The following is a 26,869-nucleotide window of genomic DNA, read 5'->3' as shown; positions in this document are numbered from 1 at the left end:
GCTGATATACTACAAACTTGTTATTCTAATATCAAGTTCTGAATTAAACTAAACCGAATTTAGATATTATGGTTAAATTTAAATTTATAAAAAAAGAATATTTATAAATGTGATAGACAAGTATTTATCTTTATTTTATAAATAAGCCCTAGTTTTATTAACAAAATTTATCTTAATAAAATACTTATATGCACTTTATAACTAGGCTTTTATTAGCTACCATAATATTTATTCCCTATACCTTATATGCAAGTGATAAATTATTAATTGAAATTGAATATAATAACTTAGAGGTAAAGCTACCCATTGAGCACAATGATTCAATTGCAGAAATTACTAACAATATGCAAAAAAATTCTAATTTTAATATATTGGTAGAAGCCAGTGCTTATAAAGATTATGCTCCACTCCCTCAATTAAGAATAATCGCATTAAAACGAGCTATGGAAATTAGAAAAAGCTTCTTAAGCAAGGGAGCTGATATTGAAAAAATATCTATAAATATCTCAGATATGGAATCAAATAAAGAAAATAAAATTAAAATTTATCAGGTTGGAAAGTGAATTTACTTTGGCTTAATCCAAGCAAATTTGAGCAGCATTTCAAGGTATTAATTTACTCACTTGCTATAATTTTTATCAGCACGACATCCTGTGCACTATTTCTGGTTTTCAAATTTGTCCCGGATGATTATTTACAGAAGGAACTGGTTAAAATTATGTATATACACGTTCCGGCCGCATGGTTATCACTTATGCTTTATGCCTGTCTTTCTATGTTCGGCATGTTATTTCTTATTTTTCACAACCCGTTTTATGACATCATTTCTAAATCATTCGCCGGAGTCGGAAGTTTTATGACTCTTATTACCCTTCTTACCGGTTCAATATGGGGGAAACCTGCTTGGGGAACTTGGTGGGTTTGGGATGCGAGACTCACTTCAATGCTTATATTATTTTTTATTTATATAACTTATATATTAATTAGGGATGCATTTGAAAATGAGCAGCGAGCAGCTAAGGTCAGCGCGGTATTTGCATTAATCGGACTAATTAATATCCCGATTATAAAATTCTCAGTTTATTTATGGAACACACTGCATCAAGGCGCAAGTGTCATAAGATTCGGTAGCCCGACCATCCATGAAAGTATGCTTTATCCGTTACTTACAATTTTCCTAGGCTTTTTAGCTTTTGCCTTTCTTATGGTTATTATAGAAATTAAATCAGAACTGTATGCTCGTAAGCTTAAAAAACTTTCCTCTAAATAAAACAACCTTTTATTTTTGGATAATACTTTTAAGCTTAGGACCAAACTATGCTTATGCCAAGGCATGGCCTCAAGCAAAAGATGATGTATACACAGCTCAAAAAGTTATTTTAAATGTTGCTACGTTAAGTTCTACTACTGAACAAATTGACCTTTCCAATCAATTAAAAATAAATATAAAGACTAAAGAAAAAATTCTTGAAAACTATGTAGAGTACGGCTTGAAGAATAATTTTACTTTAGAAGCTAAACTTAATATCAGTGATATTCGAGATACTATAAAGTTAGAAGTAGATTCTCAAAACAAAAAATATGAAAAAAAATTTGCTTTAAGTTACCAAAAGATGAGCACAAAATTTGGGTTAAATAAAAAGTTTTTTAATTCAGGAGATGAAGTTGCAAGTGTTTTCGCAATGGTTAACCCCGGAGAGTACATTATATCAAACATGGGGGATAGGTTTAATACAAAGAATTGGCACATAACTACAGGTATTGCTTACGGCAGAAGTTTCTATCTCAATGAAACATTTAAGAATAATTACCAAGAAGTGAGCATAGAAAGCAAATACCATCCCAGGCAAAAAAGCATAGAGACAGACTTGGTGATTAAATTCGGGTTCAAAGCAAACGACACATGGACATTTACTGCTGCATCTTATAATACATTTAACAATCTAAATTACCAGCTCAAACCCTACTTAAATAACTCTGACTATCTATTAGAAAATTTAGATATATTACAAAAATATAAAAATTTTTATAACTCTAGAATAAAAAAGTTCCTAACATATACGGAATCCAAGAATATCAACAAAATACAACTTGGGGTTGCTTGTTTAATTTCTAAAAAGAAAGAAATTCAATTTGATTTGTTTATTGATCCTTTTAATGGAAAGAATAATAACAACTCAAGCTTAGTAGTTTCATTTAATCAAAATTTTTAGAATAGTTTAATTAATGCAAAATACCTCCCACGATTATCAATATGATAATATTGATAGCGATCAACCTATGTTAAAAGATGCTGCCATTGCTGTATTTGATTATAATTTTGTCGGCGGTAATATTTTAGAAGAGTTGATAAACAAAGAGGAAAGTGCTGAAATCTTCCTTTCTCTTAAACAAAAAATCTTTTTCTCAGTAACTCTTGCAACACTTATAGTCTTTTGCATTTTCAACTTAAGTATGGTTACTTATTATTTTTTATTAGCAATCAATTTGCTATATTTTCTTATTCTTATTTTACGTGTTTATATTATTTTAATCGGCAAAAAAAATATACCTATTAGTTTAAATACACTTAACTTAAATGAGCAGGAATTACCGAGGTATACTATTTTGGTTCCGCTTTTTAAAGAATCGGAAGTAATAAGTCAATTAGTACATAATTTAGAAAATTTAGACTACCCGAAAGATAAATTACAAATATTACTTATACTCGAAGAAACCGATATACAAACTCAAACGGCTTTAAAACAAATTAAGCTTAAAAATTATTTTACCCCCCTAATTGTTCCTTATTCTTATCCTCAAACCAAACCGAAAGCTTGTAATTATGCTCTTAAACATATAACAGGAGAATATTTAGTAATCTTTGATGCGGAAGATAAACCGGAAACTTTACAATTAAAAAAAGCTGTAGCTAATTTTAAAAACAATAGCTCTAATCTAGTATGCTGCCAAGGGGTTTTAAGCTATTATAATTTAAAGGAAAATTGGCTAACTCAAATGTTTAGTTTAGAGTATGCTATTTTATTTCAAAGGATATTACCTGCTTTTGATCACTTAAATCTACCTATCCCTCTCGGCGGCACCAGCAATCACTTTAAAACTAACAATTTGAGACAATTAGGCGGCTGGGATTCTTATAATGTTACCGAAGATGCCGACCTCGGAATAAAATGTGCAAGAGCAGGTTTTAAGGTAAAGATGATACCTACTCTCACGGAGGAAGAAGCAACAATAACTCTCAAAGCTTGGCTAAAACAGCGTTCAAGATGGATAAAAGGTTTTATTCAAACTTATTTTGTCCATATGAGAAACCCATCTCAGCTCTTTCGAACTTTAGGTTTAAAAGGTTTTATAACATTTAACCTAATGTTCGGAGTTTGTAACTTTTTATATATATTAGTACCCCTTGCATTTATTGTTATGTACTTGGTTAGTTTGAATATAATTCCGCTCAATTCCTCTGAAATTATTTTTCTTAAGTATTTAAATATAATATCTTTAATTACGGGTATATTAAGCATAATGTGGAGCGCTTTTGAAATAAAGCAATCTAATGCTCAATTTAAAGTTATAAGCTGTTGGTGGTCTTATCCGTTATATATTTTGTTACTGCCGATTGCGAGCTTGCTGGCTGTGTATCAGATTTTTACCAAGTTGCACTTTTGGGAAAAAACAAAGCATGGAGTGACTATTATAAAAAACCAAGAGTTGAATTTTTAAAAAGTTCTATTATATCTAGCTTATAAAAATAAATTTTTATGTCTATTCATAGCCAAGAATACTTATCGGATCATTCCGTTAAACAAATTTATTCTTTAATTACCGATATTGAAAGTTACCCTGAGTTCTTACCTTGGTGCGGTGAGGCCAAAGTTATTGATAAGTTTGATAACACAATTATAGCAGATCTATCAATTAGCTTCAAATACTTGACCGAACGCTATAGAAGTGAGGTAAAACTTGCTCCTCCTAAAAAGAGTAGAGCAAAGATTGAAGTAAGCACAATATCAGGCCCGTTTAAATATCTTAACACTACTTGGGAATTAAGCAGTAAGGGTAAAGGAACTTTAATTAAATTTAATATAGATTTTTGCTTTAAATCCACTGTACTTCAAAAAATTATTGGTATATTTTTTAATAAGGCATGTGAAAAAATGTTAGCTGCTTTTGTATCAAGAGCTAATGAACTTTATGGGAAATAATGTTTGAGAACAATGAATTAGCAAAATTTTGTGAAGAGCTACGCCTCAAGCGCATAGAAATGAACATTTCCTATCAAGAAATAGCCAACAAGTTAAAAATTAAGATTTCTTACATTAAGGCGATCGAACAAGGAGAGATAAATAAATTTCCTTCCCATGCATATTTCATAGGATATTTTAAGTCTTATTCACAATTATTAAAAATAAATAATCTTTTAGAGTTAAAAGAGTATCTTCAGCCGGTAAATGAAAACCTAAAATTGAAACCTCAGGAAGTAATTTCCACTGAATATTTGGCTCCTTCTTACTCAACGTTATTTATTAGTATAATTTTAAGTATATTTATTTTTTTCATTTCATATTTTATTTTTTAAGGGGTTAGTATGACACAAACAAGGATTGCAATCAATGGTTTCGGAAGGATAGGAAGGTGCATATTAAGAGCACTGGTTGCCGATGAAAGAAAAGATATCGAGATAGTTGCAATCAATGCCGGGATGGGCGATATTGATTTGCATTTGCATTTACTTAAATACGATTCAACCCACGGCCCACTTAGAAATGTTGAAAAAATTAGTGATACTGTTATTAAAATCGGGCACAGAGAAATTCCTATTTTATTAGAAACGGATCCGGCAAAAATTGTTTGGGATAAATATAATGTTGATATCGTTATGGAGTGCTCAGGAGTATTCACTAAGCGGGAAGCTGCAGCCAAGCATATTGCTTCGGGAGCTAAAAAAGTTATAGTATCCGCTCCTTGCGATGATGCTGATAAAACAATAGTATATGGGGTTAATGAACATATTTTAACAAGCCATGATAAGGTGATCTCTATCGGCTCATGCACAACAAACTGCTTAGCTCCCGTGGCTAAGGTACTTAATGACTTTATCGGTATAGAAAGCGGGTTCATGACCACTATTCATTCTTATACCAACGATCAAAATGTTTTAGACAGTATCCATAAAGATAAACGAAGAGCAAGAGCTTGTGCACTTTCCATGATTCCGACTTCAACCGGTGCTGCTAAGGCTTTAGGTTTAGTTCTACCTGAACTAAACGGTAAACTTGATGGAACTGCAATTAGGGTACCGACTCCTAATGTCTCAATGGTTGATCTTAAGTTTGTTTCACGCAATAATACATCCGCGAATGAAATAAATGAGACTATTAAGGAAGCTTGTAAAGGGCATATCGGATTAGTTCTAGATTACACCGCCGAAGAACTAGTTTCAGTGGATTTTAACCATAATACCAAAAGTTCAATATTTGACTTAACACAAACTAAAGTGGTTAACAACAATTTTTGTCGGGTTGCTTCCTGGTATGATAATGAATGGGGCTTCTCAAACCGTATGCTGGATGTTGCAGCTTTATTTGGATCCCTTAAATGAAAAATATTCGTGATAATCTTGATCTCTCAGGTAAAAAAGTTTTTTTAAGGGCTGATTTAAATGTTCCCATCGTTGGCAACAAAGTTATAGATGATACCAGAATCATCCGACTTATTCCGACGATTAATTTTTTACGTTCTAAGGGTGCAATTATTATACTTGCCTCGCACTTTGCAAGGCCTGAAGGAAAGTTTATTCCTGAAATGTCTTTAAAAAATATTGTACCTGCTTTGGAAAAGCATATAAGTTGTAAAATAAAATCTATTGATGACTGCATAGGCAATAAAGTAGAAAATGAGATTAACCGTTCGGCGGCAGAAGATATATTACTTCTGGAAAACCTAAGGTTTTACAATGAGGAAGAAAATAATGATATTAAGTTCGCCGAAAAACTGGCTTCTCTTGCCGACCTATACGTAAATGACGCTTTTTCCTGCTCACACCGTGCTCATGCGTCAATAACGGGTATTACCCGTTTTCTTCCTTCATATGCCGGATTGTTGATGGAAGAGGAGATTAGTAACTTAAACCTTGTATTAAATTCTAAAGCCGCACCGAGTGTTGCTATAGTAGGCGGCAAAAAAGTATCTACTAAGTTTAAAATCCTTAGCTTCCTAGCTGATAAAGTAGATTACCTAATTATTGCCGGCGCAATGGCTAATACATTTATTAAGGCGCAAGGCGGTGAGGTTGGAAAATCATACTTCGAAGAGGATTTCATAAATGAAGCACGAGATTTTTTCAATAAAACTTATAAAGCAAAAATTTTTATACCTGATGATTATGTGGTTAAAGATGCAGTATCGTCTGAAATAGAGGTATTAGATACTGATCAACTAAAACCCTCATCGCAGATATTTGACATCGGTACAACCTCAGTCATAGATATATGTAATATTCTCTCCTCTTCTAAAGTTGTACTATGGAACGGTCCGCTCGGGTTATTTGAGGATGAGAAGTTTTCAACTTCAACCTTCTTTATTGCAAGGTTTATAGCAAAGCTTACTAAAGCTAATAAACTTAAAAGTATTGTCGGCGGAGGTGACGTGGTTGCAGCAGTTGAGAAGTCCGGCACTGCAAGCTCGATGAGTTATATTTCTACTGCAGGGGGAGCATTTTTAGAATATTTGGAAAGCGGAAGTTTACCGGGAATCGATGCACTCAAGGTACCTTATCAGTAACACTCTAAAAATCCGAACGATACACCTAATTTTTTTTCTTATATTATCCTAATCGATTAATAACTTATTAACTAAGTTTGAATATAATAATAATAAAGTTTAAATAAGATCAGTATATATGGAAATTAATTATAAATATGCAGGTTTGGGCAGAAGATTTACTGCCTTAATTATAGATTATACTATTGTAGGTATTATTAGCTTGCCAGTAACTTTATGGTTCATTGAATATATCCTAAAACCTCAATTATTTATTGGTATTATAGCAGGATTTTATTTATTAGTGTATTATCCTTTAATTTTCCTAATAACTTATCTCATATATAGCATCAACCCTATTACATCAAGATGGCAGGGAACTTTAGGAAAAAGGATAACAGGTATATACGTTATTAACCAGGATGGCACAAAACTTACCAAAACTAAAATGCTGGGTAGGAGTATTTTTCCTTATATTACCCCATTTATGTTATTTATCATATTATTTACATCCTTTGATGAGGTAATTCTCTATATACACATAATAATCGTGATACATGCAATTGTTTGCATAGGTTTTATTATGCCAGCATTTACTCCTAAGAAAGTTGCTTTGCATGATATAATTTTTAAAACATACGTGGTAGGTGGGAAACTTTAGTATTAGCGCGAAAGTTTAATTAGCAAGTAATAGCTGATCAGTTATTACTCAGTCACCTCTTCCCTATCCGCTCATTTAAGAAGCCTAGCCTATCTCTTATGAAATAGTTCATGAAGTTCATCTCACCTTCGGAGTAGTTATCATGCTTTTCAGCCAGATCTTTAATTATTATTAATGCCTGCTCGAATTCACCCATTTGCTCTAAAATGAAAGCCGGCATTTGCTGTGCCCAACTCGGCATTTTATCATTCGGAGTTGAAGAAAGTTTATATGCAAGCCTTAACGCGAGCGGCTTGTCTTTTAATTTATTATTGGAAATGATTACTGCCTGAGAAAGCCACCACCACTTTTCAGTAGGGTTGTAATCATAATTACTCTCCAAATAATCAACTATATACCTATTATCCTCTACGCGCTGAGTATTACTATAATAATAGCTTGCAATTGCAGGAACGAAGTTTGACTTACTATCAAGTTTATCAAGGAGCATAAACCACTCGGATAGTGCTTTATAATCATAATCTTTAAGCGCGGTAAATCTGCCGAACGTATCCCCGGCATTTTGTATATAAAGTGCAAGAAAGCGGAAATAAAACTGCTCATCGCCAAGAGCGGAAATTTTAGCATCGCAAATGCTCGGAACTTTCGGCACTATACCTAAGAGAGGCGTAATCTTATGAGTCTTAGCCCAAAACCCAACTTGAACACCAAGTAAGATTACAATCAATATGCCGATATAAAAATTTTTCTTCATGTTAAAATTGTTTCTTTGAAAAATCAAATAATGCCATTAGTAAAATAAAAGGGATATATAATAATACTGCAGATATAAATAAGGAGATTTGCTTAGCATCATTAATCCCGTATATCAGCCACTCACTCTTAGTCAACATATCAAACCTTGGTATTACAATTCCGATAGTGTTTAGAATTTGCTCCATAACACCGGAAAGTTTTGAGCCTTTTGCCACTGAATGAGGATTGTTTATTGAAATCAGGAAAAAGCCGAATATACGAGATAAAAAATAAAAAGCAAAACAGAATAACACCGAAAAAACAGCACTGGATAAAACTACTGCTGCAAAAAATGCCAGGGCCAAAGCAACTGAAGCCTCCAGATAAAAACTTACTCCCCATATTAACAACCCTTTCAGATTTAAGGTAATCAGCCCGGCTAGGCTTAAGATATAAAGCATAAGCACTATAGGAACTATAGTTATTAATGTTAAAACCATAAAACCGACAAAATAAGAAATAATAAATTTAGTTCTTGAAATCGGACGAGTTAAAATAAGTTCAACTTCTTTGTTTTCAAATGATCTTCTTACATGGAAACAAACAAACAAAGTTAAACCGATTATAATTATAATCCTGGTTATACCCCCAATATAAGCTGCTGACATCATTCCTTGCTCGGCAATTGCAGTACCGCCTAAAAATGCGGAAAGTGTGGTTGCAAGCATTACCAGCAGGAAGACACCCAAAAAGAGCCAATCACGTAAGGCAGTAAGAAGTGTATATTTAATTATGCTTTTCATATCTATTTTTTAAAATGTTAAAGGCCTGGTATCTTGTGTAAAAGTTTCATAAACTTTCTTATCTTGTGGATGATAACTACTATTACCGTTATTGACAATAGTTGCCTGTAATAAAATAACAGTTTCCTGTACAGATACTTTTTTAGTAACTTGCTTAGTTAAATTACCTAAAATAGGGATTTTATTTAAAAGCGGCAGACCGGCATCGGTATTTTGATCATTATGCTTAATCAGCCCACCGATAACCATGACTTCTCCGCTTCTTGCTTTTAAAATAGTATCAAGCTCTTTTACCTGGATAGTAGGTATAGAGCTACTCGTTAGTATATCTGCTAGTGTACTTCCTGTGCCGCCGGCACTTAGCGCAAGTATCTGTACTGCGGGATCTTTAATATTATCACCGGTATCGGTAGTAAGAGTCGGCCTGATATTCATAGTGACTTCTTGAGTTTCCAAATCAATTGACGGCTGCAATGTTAATATTATACCGATCGGAACCGAGTGTAAGGTGCTGGTGATTGTCGGCGGAGTGGAACTTGTTGTACCATTAGTAGTTTGGGTTTGTTCTAATGTTCCGCTCACAGTAAAATAAGGCTTATTAATCGCAAAACTTAGTACGGCTTGTTGGTTATTAATCGCATTAATTCTCGGGTTGGATAACGTTCTTACCGTGCCGAACCCTTCCAATAATTTTAAAGTGTGATCTACACCTCCTATCTTATTTCTATGTTCGATTTGTGAGCTACCCACTAATCCGCTAAAGAAATTAGTACCAATATCAGGAGCATAGCTGAAAGTCCCTCTAAAATCTTTTCCTTGTAAACTAGCCCAATCGATCCCGGCAGCATATTGCTCATCAAGACTCACTTCCACTATTTTTGCTTCAATCAGCACTTGTGCGGAAAGGCTGGCTTTCACGGAATCCAAATACTTTTTAATTGATTTGTGTTTTTTGCTGTCAGCCATCACATTTATAATTCCTGCCTGTTTATTAATCGTATAGTAGCTAACAGGTTGGCTGTTTGTATTACCGGTAACTTCAGCTATTTTACCGTCCACACCTTTATATAGCTCCTGGTCTCTTAATAAAATAATTTTATTAACGTTATCTTCAATCGACTTCCAATTATCTCCGTCATAATCAGTAGAAATTTCGTGTGAAGAGCCGGAGTTAATAGCTGAATCGCCGCTCGACCCGCTTGAACCACTTGAACCACTCGAGCTGCCTGAACCGCTCGAGCTGCTGCTGTCGGAAAGTAAATTTGTTTTTGAGGTAAAAGAACCTTTGCTTGACCTGGTTAGATTTATATAATCAACTTTATAGCTAACCAAATATGCTCCGTCTTTTTGTATCCTTAATATTCCGTTTTCTATTGAATATCTGAGTGCCGCTTGGTCAGCTACTATTTCGATCACATCTTTAACCGGTCTATCTTTCACCTTTAAAATAATACCTCCTTCAATATTCGGATCCAGTGCAAGTTCCAGGTCTGAAAGCCTTGCAAGTTCCATTAATACATCTTTAATCGGGACATCTTCGGTAATTGACATAGTAACCAGCTTAGCACTGCTGATTGAAGGATCTTCAGGCGCAAGTATTACAGGCGAGTAATTAAGGTCTTCCTCATCTTCTTTAAGTACGCTCGGGACTAGTTTAGATGAATCTTTGTAAGGCCTTAAAACCTCTTTAAATTCTTCTCTGGATAGATTAACTTCCCTATCGAGAGGGTCTTTAAGGTTAGTTTTAAATGTATGATTAAACTCTTTATTTGAGCAGGAAGGCGTCAAAAAAAGTGATGTAAGTAGTAAGTATTTAAATACCTTATTTGTATTGTTCCTCTGGAGCTTAATCATTTTTTCCCCTTTATTCCCTTATATAGCAATGTATATTCCCTTATACTTAATAAAGGTATTTTGAAAATCGTTAAGCTTCAAGTAAAAAAATTAAAAATTAACTTTCTCTTAATCTGCTTTGCCTTGACTACAGCTATTTAAATGCTATCTTTTTTACAAAAGATCATGAAAGATAGTTATGAAAATAAGATCAGTTAGAGCTAGAGAAATCCTGGATAGCAGAGGAAATCCGACTATTGAAACCGATATCATTTTAAATGAGGGCAGTTTAGGCAGAGCTTCTTCGCCTAGCGGTGCTTCCACCGGTTCTAAAGAAGCATTAGAACTTAGGGACGGAGGCAACAGGTACTTAGGTAAAGGAGTATTAAAGGCGGTTGATAACGTAAATTCCATAATAGCTAAAAAAATTATCGGCAGAGAATTTGCCTCCCAAGCTGATTTAGATCAATTTTTAATTGAACTGGACGGCACGGAGAATAAATCTAAGCTCGGGGCCAATGCAATTCTTTCAGTCTCTTTGAGTTATGCTAAAGCTCATGCAGCAGCAAACGATCAACAATTATTCCAAAGTTTAGCGGGTAAAGAAATAAGCATACCAAGACCGATGATGAATATTATAAACGGCGGCGCCCATGCGGATAACGCTCTTGATATTCAAGAATTTATGATCATCCCTCTTAAATATAGCCGCTTTAGTGATGCGCTAAGAATGGGAGCTGAAGTATTTCATACTCTTAAAAAGATTTTAAGTAACAAGGGATATAACACCAATGTCGGGGATGAAGGAGGTTTTGCACCTGCTTTGGGTTCGGCTCAAGAGTGCTTAAATTTAATATTGGCAGCGATCGAAAAAGCCGGATATAGACCGGGAGAAGATATAAGCCTTGGACTAGATGTAGCGGCAAGCGAATTTTATGATAATAACTCATACCATCTAAAAGGAGAAAATAAAATATTAAACTCTGAGCAGCTGGTAAAATATTTTGAACACTTAGTTAACCAGTACCCTATTATTTCTATTGAAGACCCGATGTCAGAATTTGATTATGAGGGATGGCAAAATATCACCCATGCTCTGGGTTCTAAAGTTCAAATTGTCGGTGATGATATTTTTGTGACTAATAAAAAAATATTTGCAAAAGGTATCGAAGGTAAAATTGCTAATGCAATACTTATAAAGTTAAACCAAATCGGAACTTTAACTGAAACTTTGGAAACTATTAAACTTGCCCAAAAAAATAACTATAATGCCATCATTTCGCATAGATCCGGAGAAACCGAGGATACTACCATTTCTCACCTTGCAGTCGCCATAAATGCCGGCCAAATCAAAACCGGTTCATTATGCAGAACGGATAGGGTGGCAAAATATAATGAATTACTTAGAATTGAAGAATATGTTAACAAACAGTAAAAATATATATAAAACTTCCTAAAAATTTCATAGTATATAAATGGTTTTAGATTGATTAGTATATTATAAGCTATATAATATATAATATTTGAAAACAACCGACACTACATTAAACTATATTAAAATTTCGGAAGTTAAGTATTTATGGCAATTTTATTTAATCAGGATAACGTATTTGAAAATGTCCCCATTGAAGAAATGGCGAAGTATTTCATTTCTCGAATTGACTTAAAGCCTTTCTATGACTCTCAAAAGTTATTAGTTAATGAACTGGGAGAAATAAAAGTTGAATACTATAAAGGGTCTGTTTTCTTTTTTGAACATAAACACTTAAATGATGAGAGTATAAATAAATTAGAAGAAGTAACCAAAGTTCTCCAAAATGCTTATAATTATTCTAATAAATTTTTTGAAAATAGGTTTAATCTAGGGAAATTATATTTCAGTATAACTGACGGCGAAATTGAAATTCATTTAGAATCTCCGAATAAAGACTGTTCAATTGATTTTAACCGCCAGGCATTATTGCGATCAATAAAAATGTCGCAACAGGAAAATTCGATTAGAGAAGCAACTGCTAAACTACTCTCTATTATCCCTACTAACCATTTATCATCAGCAGCAAATGTTAATTCCAATACAACCCCTAATGTAGATTTCAACATTAGTGACATCCACCTTGCTAATGATAACAAGCTACTTACTGAGCCTTTATCAAATAGGGAAGCATTAGCATCAAGAGACTATAAGAAAAGCCATATGGAAATATATAAAGATTCTAAAGCTAATCAATCCACGCAACATTCTACTAATTCCAGATAAATGATTAAAGGCATCGGTTGCGATATAGTTTCAATAAATAGGATAAAAAAGTTAGTCGATACATGGGGTGATAAATTCCTTGGCCGTATTTTTACCCTCTCTGAACTTGAGTGTGCGAATAAAAGAAAATATGGGTATTATGCATATCTTGCCAAAAGATTTGCAGCTAAAGAGGCGATATCCAAAGCTTTAAAGACAGGTATAGGCTCTGCGCTCAGCTTTAAGGAATGTGAGATATTAAATGATGAAAAGGGCGCTCCTTTAGTTAATTTTTTAAGAAATGACTTAAATTTTAAAGTGCATTTATCCCTTTCCGATGAAAAAGAATACGCACAAGCCTTTGTAATTATTGTATAACAACTTTTATATCCTATAAAAATTAACTAATTGTTAATCTATATCTGCTATATTTTTAAATTAGCTCAATACTTATTATAGCAAAATGAAAAATTATAGCGAAACGGAGAGTTACAGTTTAATTGTAAAAGCTATTAAAGGTGAACTAAAGGAAAAAGAATTTGAAAAGTTTAATAACCTTTGCAAAAGCATTCCCTTATATAATTTTTATACATTTGCTATGTCAGTTACCGATTTAATGAGCGATAAGGCTTTGCATTTATTAATTGAAGGTATTATTAAAGAGGTTGAAATATTTGAAAAATTCCCGCTTCATAGCAATGAGCGCTTAAAAGCATTAATGTCCGAAGAAGCTAAACGCTATAATTATAAAGTTATATTTGACGAGCAACACTCTACCTTTCCGGCTCCGCATATTCCTAAAACCGTACCTAATGCAATATTAGCACATTTTAAAACTATATTAGATGCTAATTTTGAAAAGATAAAACTTTCACTGGATGACGGCTCTATATTTAATTACGTTACAGGCGCTATAGCATCTGTCTTAAACGGATTATATTTAGAATATAACGAAAAGTTCTCTAAAGGTTTCGGTAATTTAATTTTGCAAATAGCTGCTCGTGATGCTCAGGTTAAATACAAGGTAAGACTGCAAGGAAGCAGCCACAAGCACATAATGTCAAAACTCGGCCTGGACAGTGAAGGCAAAATAATTCCGAATAAAAAAAAGATAAAGTTACTTTTAGATAACACCCCAAAATGTAGTGAAGACTTAATCGGAGGAAAAGTTAATCAAATTATCGAAGTATTTTTAGCTAAAAAAATCAAGCTTGCTCCTGCCAAATCTTCTCTATCCATATCTCAATTTTTTTCAAATCTTTATAATTATTCTCTAAATAGAATTAAAAGTATAAGAATTACAAATCCTTTTTAAAAAGAAGATATTAGCGTAACCTTACAGTAAATTTAGCTTCGGTTTTAGCTTTTATTTCTTCTAAGGTAACACCTGGTGCTATTAAGGTAAGATACATTTGCTGCTCTTCAAACTCGAAAACTCCAAAGTTAGTCACCACCTTATCCACACAACTTATACCCGTAAGCGGAAATGTACATTGCTTAAGCAGTTTAGGTTCACCGGTCTTTGTTACATGATCCATAATCACAATAATTCTTTGCACTCCGGCAACTAGATCCATTGCTCCACCCATACCTTTTACGGTTTGATTAGGAATAATCCAGTTAGCTAAATCTCCAGCTTCCGAGACTTGCAATGCTCCAAGTATTGCAACATTTATATGCCCTCCCCTAATCATCGCAAATGATTCCGCACTACTAAAGTATGAACTTTGTGGCAGCTCGGTGATTGTTTGCTTCCCGGCATTTATAAGGTCGGCATCAACCGTTTCCTTGGTCGGAAATGGTCCCATACCGAGAATACCGTTTTCGCTTTGCAAAGTTATCTGCATATCGCGAGGAATATAATTAGCAACTAGAGTTGGAAGTCCAATACCTAAGTTTACATAATAGCCATCCTTCAATTCTGAATTTGCTACGATTTTACAAATATCTTCATCAGTCCAAGCCATTATACCCTCAACTTACTTTTTCACTTAAAGTTAAACTCTCTATGCGTTTTTCAAATTTTTCTTTTACAATCCTTTTTACATATATACCGGGTGTATGAATATGATCAGGATCAATTTTTCCTACCTCAACCAATTGTTCAACCTCTGCAACCGTATATTTAGCGGCTGTAGCCATCATGGGGTGGAAATTTCTGGTAGTTTTCCTATAAACGAGATTACCTTCAGTATCACCGGTATGAGCTTTAATAAGGGCTAAATCTGCGGTTATCCCTCTTTCCATTATATATTTTTTACCGTCAAATTCCCGTGTTTCCTTGCCTTCCGCAACAACGGTACCTACACCTGTTCTCGTATAAAATGCCGGTATACCGGCACCCCCTGCCCTAATTCTTTCCGCTAAAGTTCCTTGGGGTGTAAGCTCTAATTCCAGTTCTCCTGCAATATATTTTTGCTGTATTTTTTTATTCCCGGCAACATATGAAGCAATTAACTTCTTCACTTGATTCTTTTCCAGTAAAATACCTAAACCGAAATCATCTACCCCGCAATTATTACTGATAATGGTTAAATTTTTGACATCCATTTCCTTAATTACTCGGATTGCATTTTCCGGTATTCCGCACAACCCGAAACCGCCGACCATGATAGTCATCCCGTCAAAGACGATACCTTCCAGAGCTGCGCTTATATTCTTATATACTTTATTCATATTAAAGATTTAAGTTCCTTTATATTAAGTCTATATAATGTTTTACAAATATGTCAAATTTTATGCCAGTCTACGGTAATATAATAAATTAGTTAATTAATTATATTGTTTTATAAAACACAGTTGATTAACATAAAATAAAATAAGTTAAGGGGAACAAAGAATGAGGGCGTTTAATATAGTAGCTGCAGCTACCATAGGGCATATATTGGAATTTTACGACTTTACCATTTATGCAGTTTTCAGTGTTAAAATCGGAGAATTATTTTTTCCGAATAGCTCCCCTTTAATTCAAATACTTTCAAGTCTTGGAATATTTGCCGTCGGTTTTTTAATGCGCCCCCTGGGAGGCCTTATTTTCGGGCATATTGGAGATAAGCTCGGCAGAAGAACTGCTCTTACAGTATCGGTTGTAATAATGGCAGTTGCAACTTTCTTAATCGGTTTAATGCCTGATTATCAAACTATAGGTATACTGGCACCGATACTGCTAATATTATGTAGACTAGTACAAGGCATATGCGTTGGTGGTGAGGGTGCAGGCGCTTCCATTTTCATTATGGAACACTTAAATAAGATTAAACCGGGTTTAATCGGCGGGATCGTCAATGCTGCCCTAACTTTAGGTATATTACTTGCTATAGTAACCGGAATTGTACTTAATAATATATTCGGCGTAGAAAGCTCTGCATGGAGATACGCATTTATACTCGGCGGCGTGCTTGGAATCGCAGGTTTATATATTAGGCTTAAGGTTGAAGAAACTCCGGCATTTGAAAAAATTATTAGTGAAAATAAAGTAGTAGAACTTCCAATCAAGGCTGCGCTGAATACTAACTTAAAAAACGTTATTTTTACTATAGCCTTAGGTGCAATAACCAGCACTGCCGCTTATTCAGTGATGACTTTTTTGAATATTTTTCTTCATAAGATTGTGGGGTATGATACCAATACAGCATTATATTACAGTGCATTTGCAAACTTAAGTTTAGTTGTACTATTGCCGCTTATGGGAGTTTTTTCCGATAGGTTCGGTTACGGAAAAACTATGGCATATTCATGTGTATTAATGATGCTGTTTTCCATCCCTATTTATCAAATGATTGCAAGTGGGATCATGATTACTACCCTACTCGGTATTCTTGCCCTTTCAACTTTAGTCGCAATGAACTATGCACCGCTTTACCCGGTAATGATAAATCTATTCCCGCCTGAGCAAAGATATTCCGGTATTGCATTTAGCCTTAATATAGGGATAGCTATATTCGGCGGCACAAGCACGATGGTATGTTTATATTTAGTTGAGAAAACTCAAATAATATACGCCGGAGCATTCTTTCTGGATGGGGTGTGTGCACTATTCCTTACTACTCTTTACTTAACTAAAAAGGATAAATTTAAGAAATATTTTTTCCTGCGTAGGCTTAAAGAATTAGAATTTTCAATAAATACGGAAAACCAGCAAAGCTCTTTATAAAAGTGAACTTAAAACAAATTAAAACTTTTTAATTTTAAATTTCTTTTTATTGGTTATAATGTTCTGTTAATAGATAAAGTAAGACTTATAATGTTAAGAATTATATTATTGTTATGCGCTTTACTTCCTTTCAATTTATATGCGCAAGAAGCAAAGCTGGTCGAAACCATAATTGCAAAAAAGCAAGTTTTTACCTCGCAAGTTAACCTGATCGGCACTATAACTTCAAAGCAGGAGACGGTATTTACCGCTAAGTATAACGGAATTTTAACCGAGATATACTTGAGTGACGGCGCTACCGCTAAAAGGGGTACTATAATCGCCGAATTAGAAAATGAGGATACTTCAAATAATTACCAGCTTGCAACTCAATCGGAGAAAATAGCTAGGGAACAATATGATCGTGCTTTAAAACTTCATACTCAAGGTTATTTAAAACGAGAAGAGTTTGAAGATAAAAAGCAAAAATGGCACCTTGAAAGGCAAAATTTAACTAAAGCTAAAAAACAACTAGAGGATAGCTACCTCAGAGCTCCCTTTGATGGCAAACTTGGAATATTTAAAGCTAAACAAGGCTCTCACTTAAAAGCAGGAAGTGAGATAGTGGCTTTTTATAACCCTAATCAAATGCAGATTGAATTAAATATTCCTGAAAATTTAGCAGCTAAAATTAGTACTAATACTGAAGTTTTAGTATTGGGTAAAAAATTTAAAATTAGCTCAATTGAATATATTGTAAATAAAGAAACTCGAATGGTTGATGCTAAAATTGATTTAGACGAGGGAGATAATCATTTAAATTTTATGATCGGTAATATTGTTGAAGTTTTTATTATAATGAATAAAAAAGAAGCAGCCTTAGTTATACCAAAAAGCGCTATTTTTATGAAAGAAGGAAAAAGTCATCTATTTAAAATTAAGGAAGGTAAAGCTTTATCTTTTGAAGTAAAAATTGGAGAACAAACTGATAAGATGGTAGAAATAATTGAGGGTCTGGAGGAAGGGGATAGTGTTATCTTATACGGTCAAAGCAATATCCAAGACGGCAACCCTGTTGAAGTGTACAGCAAATGAAACTACCGGTTTTTTTTATTAAGAGACCTGTTTTTGCTACAATTATAAATATCTTAATTGTAATTATCGGGTTATTGGCCTTTAAAAACATCAGCCTACGTGAATATCCCGATATAACCACTCCTGAAATAACTATTAGAATTCCTTACCCTAATGCAAGTGCTGAAGTAGTTGAATCGGAGATAGCTTTTACTGCGGAAAATGAACTCGCAGGTATTAACGGCTTAACTAAGATTAAATCATCTTCTACTTATGGAGAAGCTAAAATCTCTCTAAAATTCTCCGAAGAAGTTGAGTTCAGCAAAGCCCTTTCCGATGTTAGAGAGAAAGTTGCAACCATGCGAAGCATGTTACCTAAAGATATAAAAGAACCTCAAATTTATGAAAATAACGACGATGACGATCCTTTTTATTATATCTCAATTACTAACCCCAATAAGAGCTCGGAAGAACTAATACATTTTGCTTTTCTCAACATACAAAATAATTTAATCGGCATTCCGGGCGTAGCTGATGCTCAAATTTGGGGTGCTTCCTATTCAATGCAAATTACCCTAAACCGTAATAAATTATATTTATATAAAATTAATGTATCTGATATACTTGATAAGCTGAAATTATATGCGACCAACCTTCCGGCCGGAAAAATTAATGATTCGATTCCTATTACATTAGATATTTCATGCCTTAATGAGCAAGATTTCAGCAATATAGTTATTAAAAATCAGGGCTCAACTACCATTACCCTAAAAGACATTGCAGACATAAAGTTAAAAGGAAATGAAGACTTTAGGATTAGAATAAACGGCAAGCCCGGAATTATGATAGCAGTTAAGAAAACTATAAATTCCAATCCTCTTAAAGTTTCCGAGCAGCTAACTAAAAAATTAGAAAAGATCCGGCAAACTCTCCCCGCCGATTATATAATAACTTCGGAATATGATAAAAGTGATTTTGTTCGCTTTTCCTTAAACAATGTAAAAAGCTCTATTATAGAAGCAGTTATTCTTGTTGTGCTTATTATATTCCTTTTCCTGAGAAATATAAGAGCAGCATTAATTCCGCTTATTACCATCCCGATATGCATGGCAGGATGTGTTGCTATTTTGGATATGTTGGGGTTTTCTTTGAACACTTTAACTTTACTTGCAATGGTGCTTTCTATTGGCTTAGTAGTGGATGATGCAATTGTAATCTTAGAAAATATATATAAATATATTGAGATGGGCAAATCTCCTCTCCAAGCTGCTAAAGAGGGAAGTAAAGAGATCGGGTTTGCTGTTGTTGCAATGACTTTTACTTTAAGTAGCGTATTTATACCGCTTGCCTTTATGCAGGGAAGTATCGGAAAGCTATTTATTGAATTTGCAGTAGCGCTTGCAGGAAGCGTTGTGGTTTCCGGAATAGTTGCACTTACTCTTTCTCCTATGCTGGCAGCAAAAATTTTAAAACCCGGCAACCACAATATTCTACCGAAAATTGATCTCCTGATTTATCAAATTGAAACTAAATACCAAACTCTATTATCAAAAATTTTACCTAAGAAAATATTATTATCAACTACACTTGCTCTATTAATAGTAGGAAGTGCAATCATATATAACTTTATTCCGAAAGAAATGGCACCTAAGGAAGATCGAGGAATAGTGGGAGCATTCATACAAAAATTATCCGGCATTTCTTTGAATGAGTTTGATGATTATAGCATACGTGTAGAAAGAGCTTCAGATAGTATTAGTGAAATAAATAAGAAAGTTGCTTTTATTTCTAAGCATGGCAGCCAAATTGTAAATGTGCTCAACGATTGGTCGAAGCGGAAGCGTTCCGCAAAAGAAGTAAAAGAAGAATATCAGGAAAAAGCAAAATTAATACCTTCGGTGCAAACCTCCATTTGGAGCGAAGATAGTAACTTACCGGGCATGGAATCTGATAATCGCGGAGAGATAAATTTTATTGTTAAAACAACGCTTAGCTACCGGGAACTAATCAAAACACTTGATGACATGGTTAATACCTTAAAGAAGATCCCTCTTTTTAAAGAAGTAACTCATAACCTGGAATTAAATAATATAGGCTATGATTTAAAATTTAATAAATATAAATTTTCTCAACTTAATATTTTACCCCAACACATATCTGATTTATTAGCTGTTTCTTTTGACAGTAAATATGTTCAAAACTTTTTAAAAGACGGTATCTCTTACAATGTTAATTTATCCTTAAATTATAAACCTAAAAATATTAATGAAATTTATATATTTAATAATAATATACCGGTTTCTCTCGGAGGTTTTTCCGAGCTTAAGTTAAGCGCTAAAGCAAATGAGTTAAGGCATCATAATCAAATGCGTGCGGCTAAAATCAATATCGAATTAAAGCCTGAGGTTAATTTTGACCAAGCATATAAAGAAATTAATAACTTTATACATAATATTAATGAGCCGGGCATTATTATTGATTTAGGTGAAAAGCTGGAAAAATTCCGGCATACTTATTTACAAATGTTATTCCTTATAGCGCTTGCCATATTTTTTATTTATGCGGTTTTGGCAATTCAATTTGAAAGCTTTATCGATCCCTTGATTATCATCTTTACCGTACCCCTCGGTTGCTTTGGTGCACTATTATTTACTAAGCTTAGCGGCAATAGTATAAATATTTTCAGTCAAATCGGGATTATTACTCTTATCGGGTTAATTTCAAAACACGGTATTATGATTGTTGAGTTTGCCAATAACATTGTAAAAGAGAAGAATGCTTCCTGTATGGAAGCAGTAATTGAAGCTTCAAAACTACGCTTAAGACCTATAATGATGACAACTTTTGCGATGGTTTTCGGTTCAGTCCCGTTAATTTTATCCTTTGGAGCAGGCGCTGAAGCAAGAAATGCAATCGGTTATGTTCTTGTTGGCGGCTTAACCATAGGAACAATATTTACCTTAATTATAATTCCTTTTATGTATATTGTTTTTAAATCATTAAATAAAAAAAGCTTAACCATTACTTAAATTCAGGTATTTTAGCAAAGCAATCATCCAGTATTTCTTTACCGGAAGAGTATTCTTTAACCGCTTTGTTTAAAACCATATATTTTTTTATATTGTCCATTGCTTTTAAATAAGGCAACGGTGAAACCAGAAAATTTAAGCTTTTATACCCTATAATAGAATTCCTGACCATCACATAATTCTGAGCATCACTAACCTCATCTTGATAAGGTTCACCTTTCTTAAGTATCATATTTATATGCATGCTCTTGGGGATAATTATTGTATTTACCACCTCAAATCCTGCTCTCCTTGCTAACATTTTTATCGTGTGGAGATTAAAATTATAAAAATATTTAAACCGAAATCTATGGTATGGGGCAATATGCCTTGCATCAATATTAGGTACCTCAAGGTTTAAAATTCCATCCGTTTTTAAGAAACTCCAATATTTTTTTAGTACTTCTAAAGGATTAAGACATAAATTCAAAATGTGATATGCAGTTATTATGTCAAAAGTTTCCTCAGGCATTTTAATATTATCTAAAAAATGCCTTTCTATATTAATTTTAAGCTCATTTCTAGCATATTGAATAAGATAATTGTTATGTTCAACACCGATGGCATGGCTTCCTTTCTGCTCGAGTAAATAAACAAATTCCCCGATGCATGCGCTGCTATCTAAGACATTTATGCCTTTTTTTAAATAATGTTTTATTCGGTTATAGCGATAAATTGCTCTTAAAGCTGAGCGATAAATTCTTCTTAGTTTCGGGATAAAAATTTCACCGGAATACCTTTCACTTTTTTGCTCATAGTAAAGTTCTAGCCCTTCAAGGGTAGGGACGGGGTTACTATAAATTAACCCGCATTCACGGCACAATACTTTAAAACTTTTATAATCCTCATAATCTTTACTTGTTATTAATTCATGATCAGATGAGTTACATAAGTTGCAAGTAAGTTCTAGCTTTTTATATTTGTGGTTATTATGTTTTAAATTATATGCTCTATTCATATATTTAAGATAATTTAAAATAATTTTAACATTATCTTAAAATTTTAAATTAGTTATTTCAATATATAAATTGATTAAATATTAAAAACATTCCTAAGCTATTGCTTAGCGAGTAAAGTTTGGTAAACTTCCAAGGTCTTGTCGCACATAGTCTGTAAAGAAAAATTTTTCTTTACATCATGTAAAGCCTTAGAAGTTATTTCATTATATTTATCTTGAGTTAGCTTTAGCGCAGATAAAACTACTTTGCTTGCTTCTTTTTCATTATCATTTGGAATATGAAACCCGGTGGATTTATCAACAATACTCTCTTCAGTTGCGCCGCCTTCTTTGGTTGCAATGATAATTTTACCCATACTTTGAGCTTCAATGATAGTCCTGCCGAATGCTTCAGGTTTTAAGGAGGCAGATATTACAAAATCCGCTAACATGTAAAGTGCAGGCATATCTTTAACTTCACCGGTAATTATAACCTTATCTTTTAAGCCATATTTACTAATACATAATCTGACCTCTTTTAAATATTCCTTATGTCTGCTTTCAGACGCACCCACCATTAAACATAAAAAATTTTCTTCCAGGAGTAGCTTAAAAATTTTAAGTAAATATAAATGCCCTTTCCAACGAGTAAACCTTGCCGGCATAATAATAATCTTTTTATTTTTTAAAAAATTATTACTCAGTTTTAAATTTTGTTTTAAAGAAAATAGTCTCTGCTCATTAACAAGAGAAGGAGAAAAATATGCTTGATCTACACCCCTATTTATAACAATCAATTTATCGTTTAAAATACTATAAGTTTTAAGTATATGATTATAAATAAATTTAGAAATTGCTATAACTTTATCGCCCTTAAGCATTATTGAGTTATAATATTTTTTAATATAGTTATCAGCAGTATACGTACCATGGAAAGTGGTGACAAATTTAGCTCCGGTCAACTTACAGGCAAAATAACAACTCCATGCCGGAGCCCTTGATCTTGCATGCACTATGTTAATAGCATTTTCCTTAATAATTTTTTTGAGTCTAAAAATATTTAATATTATATTAAGCGGATTTTTACTATGGACAGGTAAACTTATATGCTTAGCTCCCATGTGCTTTAAGTCATTTATCATCTTTCCTCCACCCCATGAGCAAACGAAAGCTTGGTAATTATTCTTAATTAAAGCACTTGCTATTTCCAAGGTGCCGCGCTCTACTCCCCCTGAAATAAGATTCGGTAAAATTTGCAGCACCCTGGGAATGTTCTCCATTTGTATCACTCTAAGTCAATTAAGATAAATCTGGTTCCATTGCCTTTATTAATTAATATCATTGCCTTTTTATGACCTAAAGACTTAATATTATTTATTTCATTTTCAAAGTCTTTGATGGTAGTAATCTTCTTATTACCTATCTGTTGAATAAGATCTCCGGCACTAATTCCGCTTTCGATTGCAGGGGAATTACGATTGACTCCCAATACTATAATTCCGCTTAGGGTTGGCTCGATTTTAAACTTGCTCCTCAAAGCATTGTTCAGATCGGCAACTCTTATGCCAAGGATAACCTGACCGATTTTTTCAGGACTTCCCTGATTAGCCTCGGTATCTTCAGTTTCCTCACCAAATGAGTCGTTTGCAGGTTTTTCAATAACGGTATTAAGTACTTCATATTTACCGTTTCTGAATACCTGAATACTAACCCGTTTATTAATCTGGGTCTCGGAAACCATTCTGGGCAGTTTATGAATATTTTTTACTTCTTTACCGTCAAATCTTGAAATAATATCCCCGACCTTGACTCCGGCTTTATCTGCGGGGCTATCTTTAACAACTTCAGCAACCAATGCCCCTTTAATTTTTTGTAACCCCATTGATTTAGCAACATACTCATCAACCGGTTGGATTAAAACCCCAAGCCAACCGCGGCTTATTTCGCCTTTATTTCTCAGCTGATCAATTATTGGCTCAACAATTGCAGAAGGCATAGCAAAGCCAATCCCTATATTACCCCCTGTTGTTGTAGAAAGGATGAGAGTATTAACCCCGATTACTTCACCTTTCATATTAAACATAGGTCCACCCGAGTTGCCACGGTTTATTGAGGCATCGGTTTGGATAAGATCATCATACTGCGAATTATTTAAATATCTGGCTTTAGCCGAAATAATTCCAGCGGTCACGGTTCCGCCTAAACCGAAAGGATTACCGATTGCTATAACATAATCCCCGACTTTTGATTCATTCGAATTACCGAATTTCACAAACGGAAGAGGATCTTTAGCATTAATCTTAAGTAAAGCTAAATCTGTTTTCGGATCTTTCCCTAGAACCTTAGCTTTATATCTTTCAGGACTTTCATCGCCGAGCATTACTTCAATTTCATCAGCATCTGCTATATTATGATAATTGGTTACAATATAACCTTGCGGATCAATGATAAAACCAGATCCTAAAGATCTTATTTTTCTAGTTTTGCGCGAATTAGGATCAGCTTCAAAGAATTCGAATAAATCCTGCGGATTATCAGGAAGATCATTTAAAGAAAAATTTTTATTTCTCATATCAACTTTTTGAGTTGTGGAGATATTTACAACCGCAGGTATTGCCTTTTCAACGATATCGGCAAAAGAAGCAGGCGGCTGCGCAGCCGCAACAATTTCACCTACACTTAAAACTATTATAAATATAAACGCAATATATCTCATCATAATAAAAAATTATCCTTTTGTTTTAAGTTTACCTAAAAATTAATTTATAACAAAACTTTATCTTTTTCAAAAGCGTATTTTAGTTTAATAGGTAAGATATACCTTTTATAAATTAAAAAATATGTCCAAAAAAAATAGTTTAAATTCTGCTTTTTCATCAGAGCCTAAATCAAAAAATATTAAAAGCCTAAAATATTTAATTAAATATATTAAGCCCTATAAGTACCAAGTATTTTTAATGATAATAGCCTTAATCTTCACCTCATCATCAGTATTAATTATAGGTAGAAGCTTACAATATGTCATTGATTCAGGTTTAAGTCAACACAACCCTGCCATGTTGGACAGAGCCTTAATTTATTTGATTTGTACAATACTGGTACTTGCATTTTCCACTGCTGCGAGGTACTACCTCATCACCTTAGTCGGGGAAAAAGCGATCGCTGATATCAGGCGTGATATTTACCATCAAATCCTAAGATTATCACCAAGTTTTTATGAAAGCAATAAGTCAGGAGAAATTCTATCTCGTATGACTACTGATACCACCCTGCTTCAAACAGTAATCGGAACCAGTTTATCAATGGCAATGCGTAATTTTTTGATGCTGATCGGTGGGGTGATTTTATTAATTACCACGAGCCCTAAACTTGCCGGAATGATGGGGTTAGTTATTCCGCTCGTTATTTTACCGATAGTATTTTTCGGTAAGAAAATGCGCATTTATTCTAAGCTTTCTCAAGATAAAGTTGCGGAAGTCTCAGCTCATACCGAAGAGACGATAACCGGCATAAAAACTATACAGGCTTATACCCATGAAGATGAAGAAAAAATAATCTTTAGGAACAAGCTAGGTGAAGTTATAGATACCTCCTTAAAGCGGATAAAAAGCAGAGCATTCCTTATTTCAATCGTTATCAGCTTAGTATTCGGTTCAATCGGATTGATTCTATGGGTAGGCGGACACCAGGTTCTTGATGGGACGCTCACCCCCGGAGAACTTTCCTCTTTTATATTTTTAGCTGTAGTTGCAGCCGGTGCATTCGGTGCTTTAGCGGAAACTATGGGAGATTTACAAAAAGCAGCCGGCGCTACCGAACGCTTAGTAGAATTTTTAGGCATTGCTCCTGAAATAGTTAGCTCTAAAGATGCAATTCTTTTAAGCAACTTTACCGGAGCAATTAAAGTTGAAGACCTTACGTTTTATTATCCTTCTAAAAAAAGCAAAGCAAGCTTAGAGAATATTTCACTTACAATAGCCCCAAATAAGGTAACCGCAATCGTCGGTGAATCCGGTGCAGGCAAGTCAACTATATTTCAGTTATTGCTCAGGTTCTATGACACTGAGAGAGGTAAAATTCTGCTCGATGGCACTGATATAAAAGATATTCAACTTGAGAACCTAAGATTACAATTCGCTTATGTTTCTCAGGATCCTTTAATTTTTTCTACCTCAGCATACGAAAATATACTTTACGGCAACCCTAAAGCCTCCTATGAAGAAGTCATAAATGCAAGTAAAGCTGCGGCTGCATTAGAATTTATAGAAAAGCTTCCCAACGGATTTGATACTTATTTAGGCGAGAAAGGCGTGAGGCTTTCAGGCGGTCAAAAACAACGGATTGCTATAGCCAGAGCTTTCCTTAAAAACCCGAAAGTATTGCTGCTTGATGAAGCAACTTCCTCGCTTGACAGTAAAAATGAGAAATTAGTTCAGCAAGCTTTAGAAAATATTATGCAAAACAGAACTACTATTATCATTGCTCATAGGCTTTCAACAGTAAGAAATGCAAACACAATATATGTACTTAAGGAAGGCAAACTTGTTGAGCATGGAACTCATGACGAGCTCATCACTGCTAACGGAGAATATAACAGGCTGGTAAGAATACAACTGACAAACACGGAGTAA

At 33.9% G+C, this 26,869-nt stretch carries 25 protein-coding genes; 17 read left to right on the top strand and 8 right to left on the bottom strand.

The window, feature by feature from the left end:
• The first annotated feature begins 188 nt into the window (after positions 1-188).
• The 9 genes from NF27_RS01805 (at position 189) to NF27_RS01765 (ending at position 7,420) form a co-directional block, all read left to right on the top strand.
• Positions 189-563 carry a hypothetical protein gene (locus NF27_RS01805; protein WP_039455175.1) on the top strand — a complete coding sequence of 125 codons (375 nt, stop codon included), beginning with the start codon at positions 189-191 and terminating at the stop codon, positions 561-563.
• Complete coding sequence (gene ccmC, locus NF27_RS01800) at positions 560-1,270, top strand: heme ABC transporter permease CcmC (protein ID WP_039455174.1); 711 nt, start codon at positions 560-562, stop codon at positions 1,268-1,270. The genes NF27_RS01805 and ccmC overlap by 4 nt, the downstream gene beginning before the upstream one ends.
• Positions 1,236-2,213, top strand: coding sequence for a hypothetical protein (locus NF27_RS01795; protein WP_039455172.1), 978 nt, complete (start codon positions 1,236-1,238; stop codon positions 2,211-2,213). Before ccmC ends, NF27_RS01795 begins: the two co-directional genes overlap by 35 nt.
• A gap of 13 nt (positions 2,214-2,226) precedes the next feature.
• Positions 2,227-3,720: a glycosyltransferase family 2 protein gene (locus tag NF27_RS01790; RefSeq protein ID WP_053332483.1), complete on the top strand. Its 1,494-nt coding sequence runs from the start codon at positions 2,227-2,229 to the stop codon at positions 3,718-3,720.
• Positions 3,721-3,758: 38 nt separating this feature from the next.
• Positions 3,759-4,202: a type II toxin-antitoxin system RatA family toxin gene (locus tag NF27_RS01785; protein WP_039455171.1), complete on the top strand. Its 444-nt coding sequence runs from the start codon at positions 3,759-3,761 to the stop codon at positions 4,200-4,202.
• Positions 4,202-4,576, top strand: coding sequence for a helix-turn-helix domain-containing protein (locus NF27_RS01780; protein ID WP_039455170.1), 375 nt, complete (start codon positions 4,202-4,204; stop codon positions 4,574-4,576). The genes NF27_RS01785 and NF27_RS01780 overlap by 1 nt, the downstream gene beginning before the upstream one ends.
• A gap of 9 nt (positions 4,577-4,585) precedes the next feature.
• The gene (gene gap, locus NF27_RS01775) at positions 4,586-5,599 is read left to right on the top strand and encodes a type I glyceraldehyde-3-phosphate dehydrogenase (protein WP_039455169.1); all 1,014 of its coding nucleotides are present in this window, start codon (positions 4,586-4,588) and stop codon (positions 5,597-5,599) included.
• Positions 5,596-6,780 (top strand): phosphoglycerate kinase, encoded by a 1,185-nt coding sequence (locus tag NF27_RS01770; protein ID WP_039455168.1) that lies wholly within the window; start codon positions 5,596-5,598, stop codon positions 6,778-6,780. Before gap ends, NF27_RS01770 begins: the two co-directional genes overlap by 4 nt.
• Positions 6,781-6,898: 118 nt before the next feature.
• Positions 6,899-7,420: an RDD family protein gene (locus NF27_RS01765; RefSeq protein ID WP_039455167.1), complete on the top strand. Its 522-nt coding sequence runs from the start codon at positions 6,899-6,901 to the stop codon at positions 7,418-7,420.
• A 52-nt stretch (positions 7,421-7,472) separates the two neighbouring features.
• Here NF27_RS01765 and NF27_RS01760 read toward each other — a convergent pair whose 3' ends face one another.
• Genes NF27_RS01760 through NF27_RS01750 form a run of 3 tightly spaced genes read right to left on the bottom strand, consistent with a single transcriptional unit; the run spans position 7,473 to position 10,812 of the window.
• On the bottom strand, positions 7,473-8,174 hold the full coding sequence (locus tag NF27_RS01760; protein ID WP_039455166.1) for a hypothetical protein: 702 nt from the start codon (positions 8,172-8,174) through the stop codon (positions 7,473-7,475).
• A 1-nt stretch (position 8,175) separates the two neighbouring features.
• Positions 8,176-8,958, bottom strand: coding sequence for a hypothetical protein (locus NF27_RS01755; RefSeq protein WP_039455164.1), 783 nt, complete (start codon positions 8,956-8,958; stop codon positions 8,176-8,178).
• A 9-nt stretch (positions 8,959-8,967) separates the two neighbouring features.
• Positions 8,968-10,812: a type II secretion system protein GspD gene (locus tag NF27_RS01750; protein WP_039455162.1), complete on the bottom strand. Its 1,845-nt coding sequence runs from the start codon at positions 10,810-10,812 to the stop codon at positions 8,968-8,970.
• A 178-nt stretch (positions 10,813-10,990) separates the two neighbouring features.
• Between NF27_RS01750 and eno the strand changes: the two genes are divergently transcribed.
• The 4 genes from eno to NF27_RS01730 all read left to right on the top strand — a co-directional run bounded on the left by eno (position 10,991) and on the right by NF27_RS01730 (position 14,342).
• Positions 10,991-12,226, top strand: a complete 1,236-nt coding sequence (gene eno / locus NF27_RS01745; protein WP_053332482.1) for a phosphopyruvate hydratase — start codon at positions 10,991-10,993, stop codon at positions 12,224-12,226.
• A gap of 144 nt (positions 12,227-12,370) precedes the next feature.
• Entirely contained in the window at positions 12,371-13,048 is a 678-nt protein-coding gene (locus NF27_RS01740) for a hypothetical protein (RefSeq protein WP_039455159.1), read from the top strand.
• A complete protein-coding gene (acpS, locus tag NF27_RS01735) occupies positions 13,049-13,405 on the top strand; it encodes a holo-ACP synthase (protein ID WP_039455158.1) in 357 nt (118 codons plus the stop codon).
• Between the two features lie 85 nt (positions 13,406-13,490).
• Positions 13,491-14,342 (top strand): hypothetical protein, encoded by an 852-nt coding sequence (locus NF27_RS01730; protein ID WP_039455157.1) that lies wholly within the window; start codon positions 13,491-13,493, stop codon positions 14,340-14,342.
• A gap of 10 nt (positions 14,343-14,352) precedes the next feature.
• Here the strand turns inward: NF27_RS01730 and NF27_RS01725 are convergent, their stop codons facing one another.
• Both NF27_RS01725 and NF27_RS01720 read right to left on the bottom strand, forming a co-directional pair.
• Complete coding sequence (locus NF27_RS01725) at positions 14,353-14,994, bottom strand: CoA transferase subunit B (protein ID WP_039455154.1); 642 nt, start codon at positions 14,992-14,994, stop codon at positions 14,353-14,355.
• Between the two features lie 7 nt (positions 14,995-15,001).
• The gene (locus NF27_RS01720; RefSeq protein ID WP_039455152.1) at positions 15,002-15,703 is read right to left on the bottom strand and encodes a CoA transferase subunit A; all 702 of its coding nucleotides are present in this window, start codon (positions 15,701-15,703) and stop codon (positions 15,002-15,004) included.
• A 163-nt stretch (positions 15,704-15,866) separates the two neighbouring features.
• Here NF27_RS01720 and NF27_RS01715 point away from each other — a divergent pair, with 163 nt between their 5' ends.
• The 3 genes from NF27_RS01715 (at position 15,867) to NF27_RS01705 (ending at position 21,262) form a co-directional block, all read left to right on the top strand.
• Positions 15,867-17,180 carry an MFS transporter gene (locus tag NF27_RS01715; RefSeq protein WP_053332481.1) on the top strand — a complete coding sequence of 438 codons (1,314 nt, stop codon included), beginning with the start codon at positions 15,867-15,869 and terminating at the stop codon, positions 17,178-17,180.
• Between the two features lie 90 nt (positions 17,181-17,270).
• Complete coding sequence (locus tag NF27_RS01710) at positions 17,271-18,254, top strand: efflux RND transporter periplasmic adaptor subunit (protein WP_039455150.1); 984 nt, start codon at positions 17,271-17,273, stop codon at positions 18,252-18,254.
• Positions 18,251-21,262, top strand: coding sequence for an efflux RND transporter permease subunit (locus NF27_RS01705; RefSeq protein ID WP_039455145.1), 3,012 nt, complete (start codon positions 18,251-18,253; stop codon positions 21,260-21,262). Before NF27_RS01710 ends, NF27_RS01705 begins: the two co-directional genes overlap by 4 nt.
• Here NF27_RS01705 and NF27_RS01700 read toward each other — a convergent pair.
• The 3 genes from NF27_RS01700 to NF27_RS01690 form a co-directional block, all read right to left on the bottom strand.
• A complete protein-coding gene (locus NF27_RS01700) occupies positions 21,255-22,259 on the bottom strand; it encodes a class I SAM-dependent methyltransferase (protein ID WP_039455143.1) in 1,005 nt (334 codons plus the stop codon). The genes NF27_RS01705 and NF27_RS01700 overlap by 8 nt on opposite strands.
• A gap of 98 nt (positions 22,260-22,357) precedes the next feature.
• Positions 22,358-23,518 carry a glycosyltransferase family 4 protein gene (locus NF27_RS01695; protein ID WP_039455327.1) on the bottom strand — a complete coding sequence of 387 codons (1,161 nt, stop codon included), beginning with the start codon at positions 23,516-23,518 and terminating at the stop codon, positions 22,358-22,360.
• Positions 23,519-23,523: 5 nt separating this feature from the next.
• Positions 23,524-24,954 (bottom strand): Do family serine endopeptidase, encoded by a 1,431-nt coding sequence (locus tag NF27_RS01690; RefSeq protein WP_039455141.1) that lies wholly within the window; start codon positions 24,952-24,954, stop codon positions 23,524-23,526.
• Between the two features lie 124 nt (positions 24,955-25,078).
• Here NF27_RS01690 and NF27_RS01685 point away from each other — a divergent pair, with 124 nt between their 5' ends.
• On the top strand, positions 25,079-26,869 hold the full coding sequence (locus NF27_RS01685) for an ABC transporter transmembrane domain-containing protein (protein WP_039455134.1): 1,791 nt from the start codon (positions 25,079-25,081) through the stop codon (positions 26,867-26,869).

This window comes from Candidatus Jidaibacter acanthamoeba (assembly GCF_000815465.1).
In the GTDB taxonomy this organism is placed as follows: domain Bacteria; phylum Pseudomonadota; class Alphaproteobacteria; order Rickettsiales; family Midichloriaceae; genus Jidaibacter; species Jidaibacter acanthamoebae.
The sequence above is the reverse complement of the archived record's forward strand: the minus strand, read 5'-3'. Positions and strand labels throughout refer to the sequence as shown.

Coding starts and splice junctions, on each gene's coding strand:
- NF27_RS01730 (WP_039455157.1), top strand. CDS start 13,491: ATGAAAAATTATAGCGAAACGGAGAGTTACAGTTTAATTGTAAAAGCT.
- NF27_RS01695 (WP_039455327.1), bottom strand. CDS start 23,518: ATGGAGAACATTCCCAGGGTGCTGCAAATTTTACCGAATCTTATTTCA.
- NF27_RS01725 (WP_039455154.1), bottom strand. CDS start 14,994: ATGGCTTGGACTGATGAAGATATTTGTAAAATCGTAGCAAATTCAGAA.
- NF27_RS01795 (WP_039455172.1), top strand. CDS start 1,236: ATGCTCGTAAGCTTAAAAAACTTTCCTCTAAATAAAACAACCTTTTAT.
- NF27_RS01710 (WP_039455150.1), top strand. CDS start 17,271: ATGTTAAGAATTATATTATTGTTATGCGCTTTACTTCCTTTCAATTTA.
- NF27_RS01765 (WP_039455167.1), top strand. CDS start 6,899: ATGGAAATTAATTATAAATATGCAGGTTTGGGCAGAAGATTTACTGCC.
- NF27_RS01690 (WP_039455141.1), bottom strand. CDS start 24,954: ATGAGATATATTGCGTTTATATTTATAATAGTTTTAAGTGTAGGTGAA.
- NF27_RS01720 (WP_039455152.1), bottom strand. CDS start 15,703: ATGAATAAAGTATATAAGAATATAAGCGCAGCTCTGGAAGGTATCGTC.
- NF27_RS01740 (WP_039455159.1), top strand. CDS start 12,371: ATGGCAATTTTATTTAATCAGGATAACGTATTTGAAAATGTCCCCATT.
- NF27_RS01780 (WP_039455170.1), top strand. CDS start 4,202: ATGTTTGAGAACAATGAATTAGCAAAATTTTGTGAAGAGCTACGCCTC.
- NF27_RS01790 (WP_053332483.1), top strand. CDS start 2,227: ATGCAAAATACCTCCCACGATTATCAATATGATAATATTGATAGCGAT.
- NF27_RS01805 (WP_039455175.1), top strand. CDS start 189: ATGCACTTTATAACTAGGCTTTTATTAGCTACCATAATATTTATTCCC.
- acpS (WP_039455158.1), top strand. CDS start 13,049: ATGATTAAAGGCATCGGTTGCGATATAGTTTCAATAAATAGGATAAAA.
- NF27_RS01760 (WP_039455166.1), bottom strand. CDS start 8,174: ATGAAGAAAAATTTTTATATCGGCATATTGATTGTAATCTTACTTGGT.
- NF27_RS01770 (WP_039455168.1), top strand. CDS start 5,596: ATGAAAAATATTCGTGATAATCTTGATCTCTCAGGTAAAAAAGTTTTT.
- NF27_RS01715 (WP_053332481.1), top strand. CDS start 15,867: ATGAGGGCGTTTAATATAGTAGCTGCAGCTACCATAGGGCATATATTG.
- NF27_RS01685 (WP_039455134.1), top strand. CDS start 25,079: ATGTCCAAAAAAAATAGTTTAAATTCTGCTTTTTCATCAGAGCCTAAA.
- NF27_RS01785 (WP_039455171.1), top strand. CDS start 3,759: ATGTCTATTCATAGCCAAGAATACTTATCGGATCATTCCGTTAAACAA.
- NF27_RS01755 (WP_039455164.1), bottom strand. CDS start 8,958: ATGAAAAGCATAATTAAATATACACTTCTTACTGCCTTACGTGATTGG.
- NF27_RS01700 (WP_039455143.1), bottom strand. CDS start 22,259: ATGAATAGAGCATATAATTTAAAACATAATAACCACAAATATAAAAAG.
- gap (WP_039455169.1), top strand. CDS start 4,586: ATGACACAAACAAGGATTGCAATCAATGGTTTCGGAAGGATAGGAAGG.
- eno (WP_053332482.1), top strand. CDS start 10,991: ATGAAAATAAGATCAGTTAGAGCTAGAGAAATCCTGGATAGCAGAGGA.
- NF27_RS01750 (WP_039455162.1), bottom strand. CDS start 10,812: ATGATTAAGCTCCAGAGGAACAATACAAATAAGGTATTTAAATACTTA.
- NF27_RS01705 (WP_039455145.1), top strand. CDS start 18,251: ATGAAACTACCGGTTTTTTTTATTAAGAGACCTGTTTTTGCTACAATT.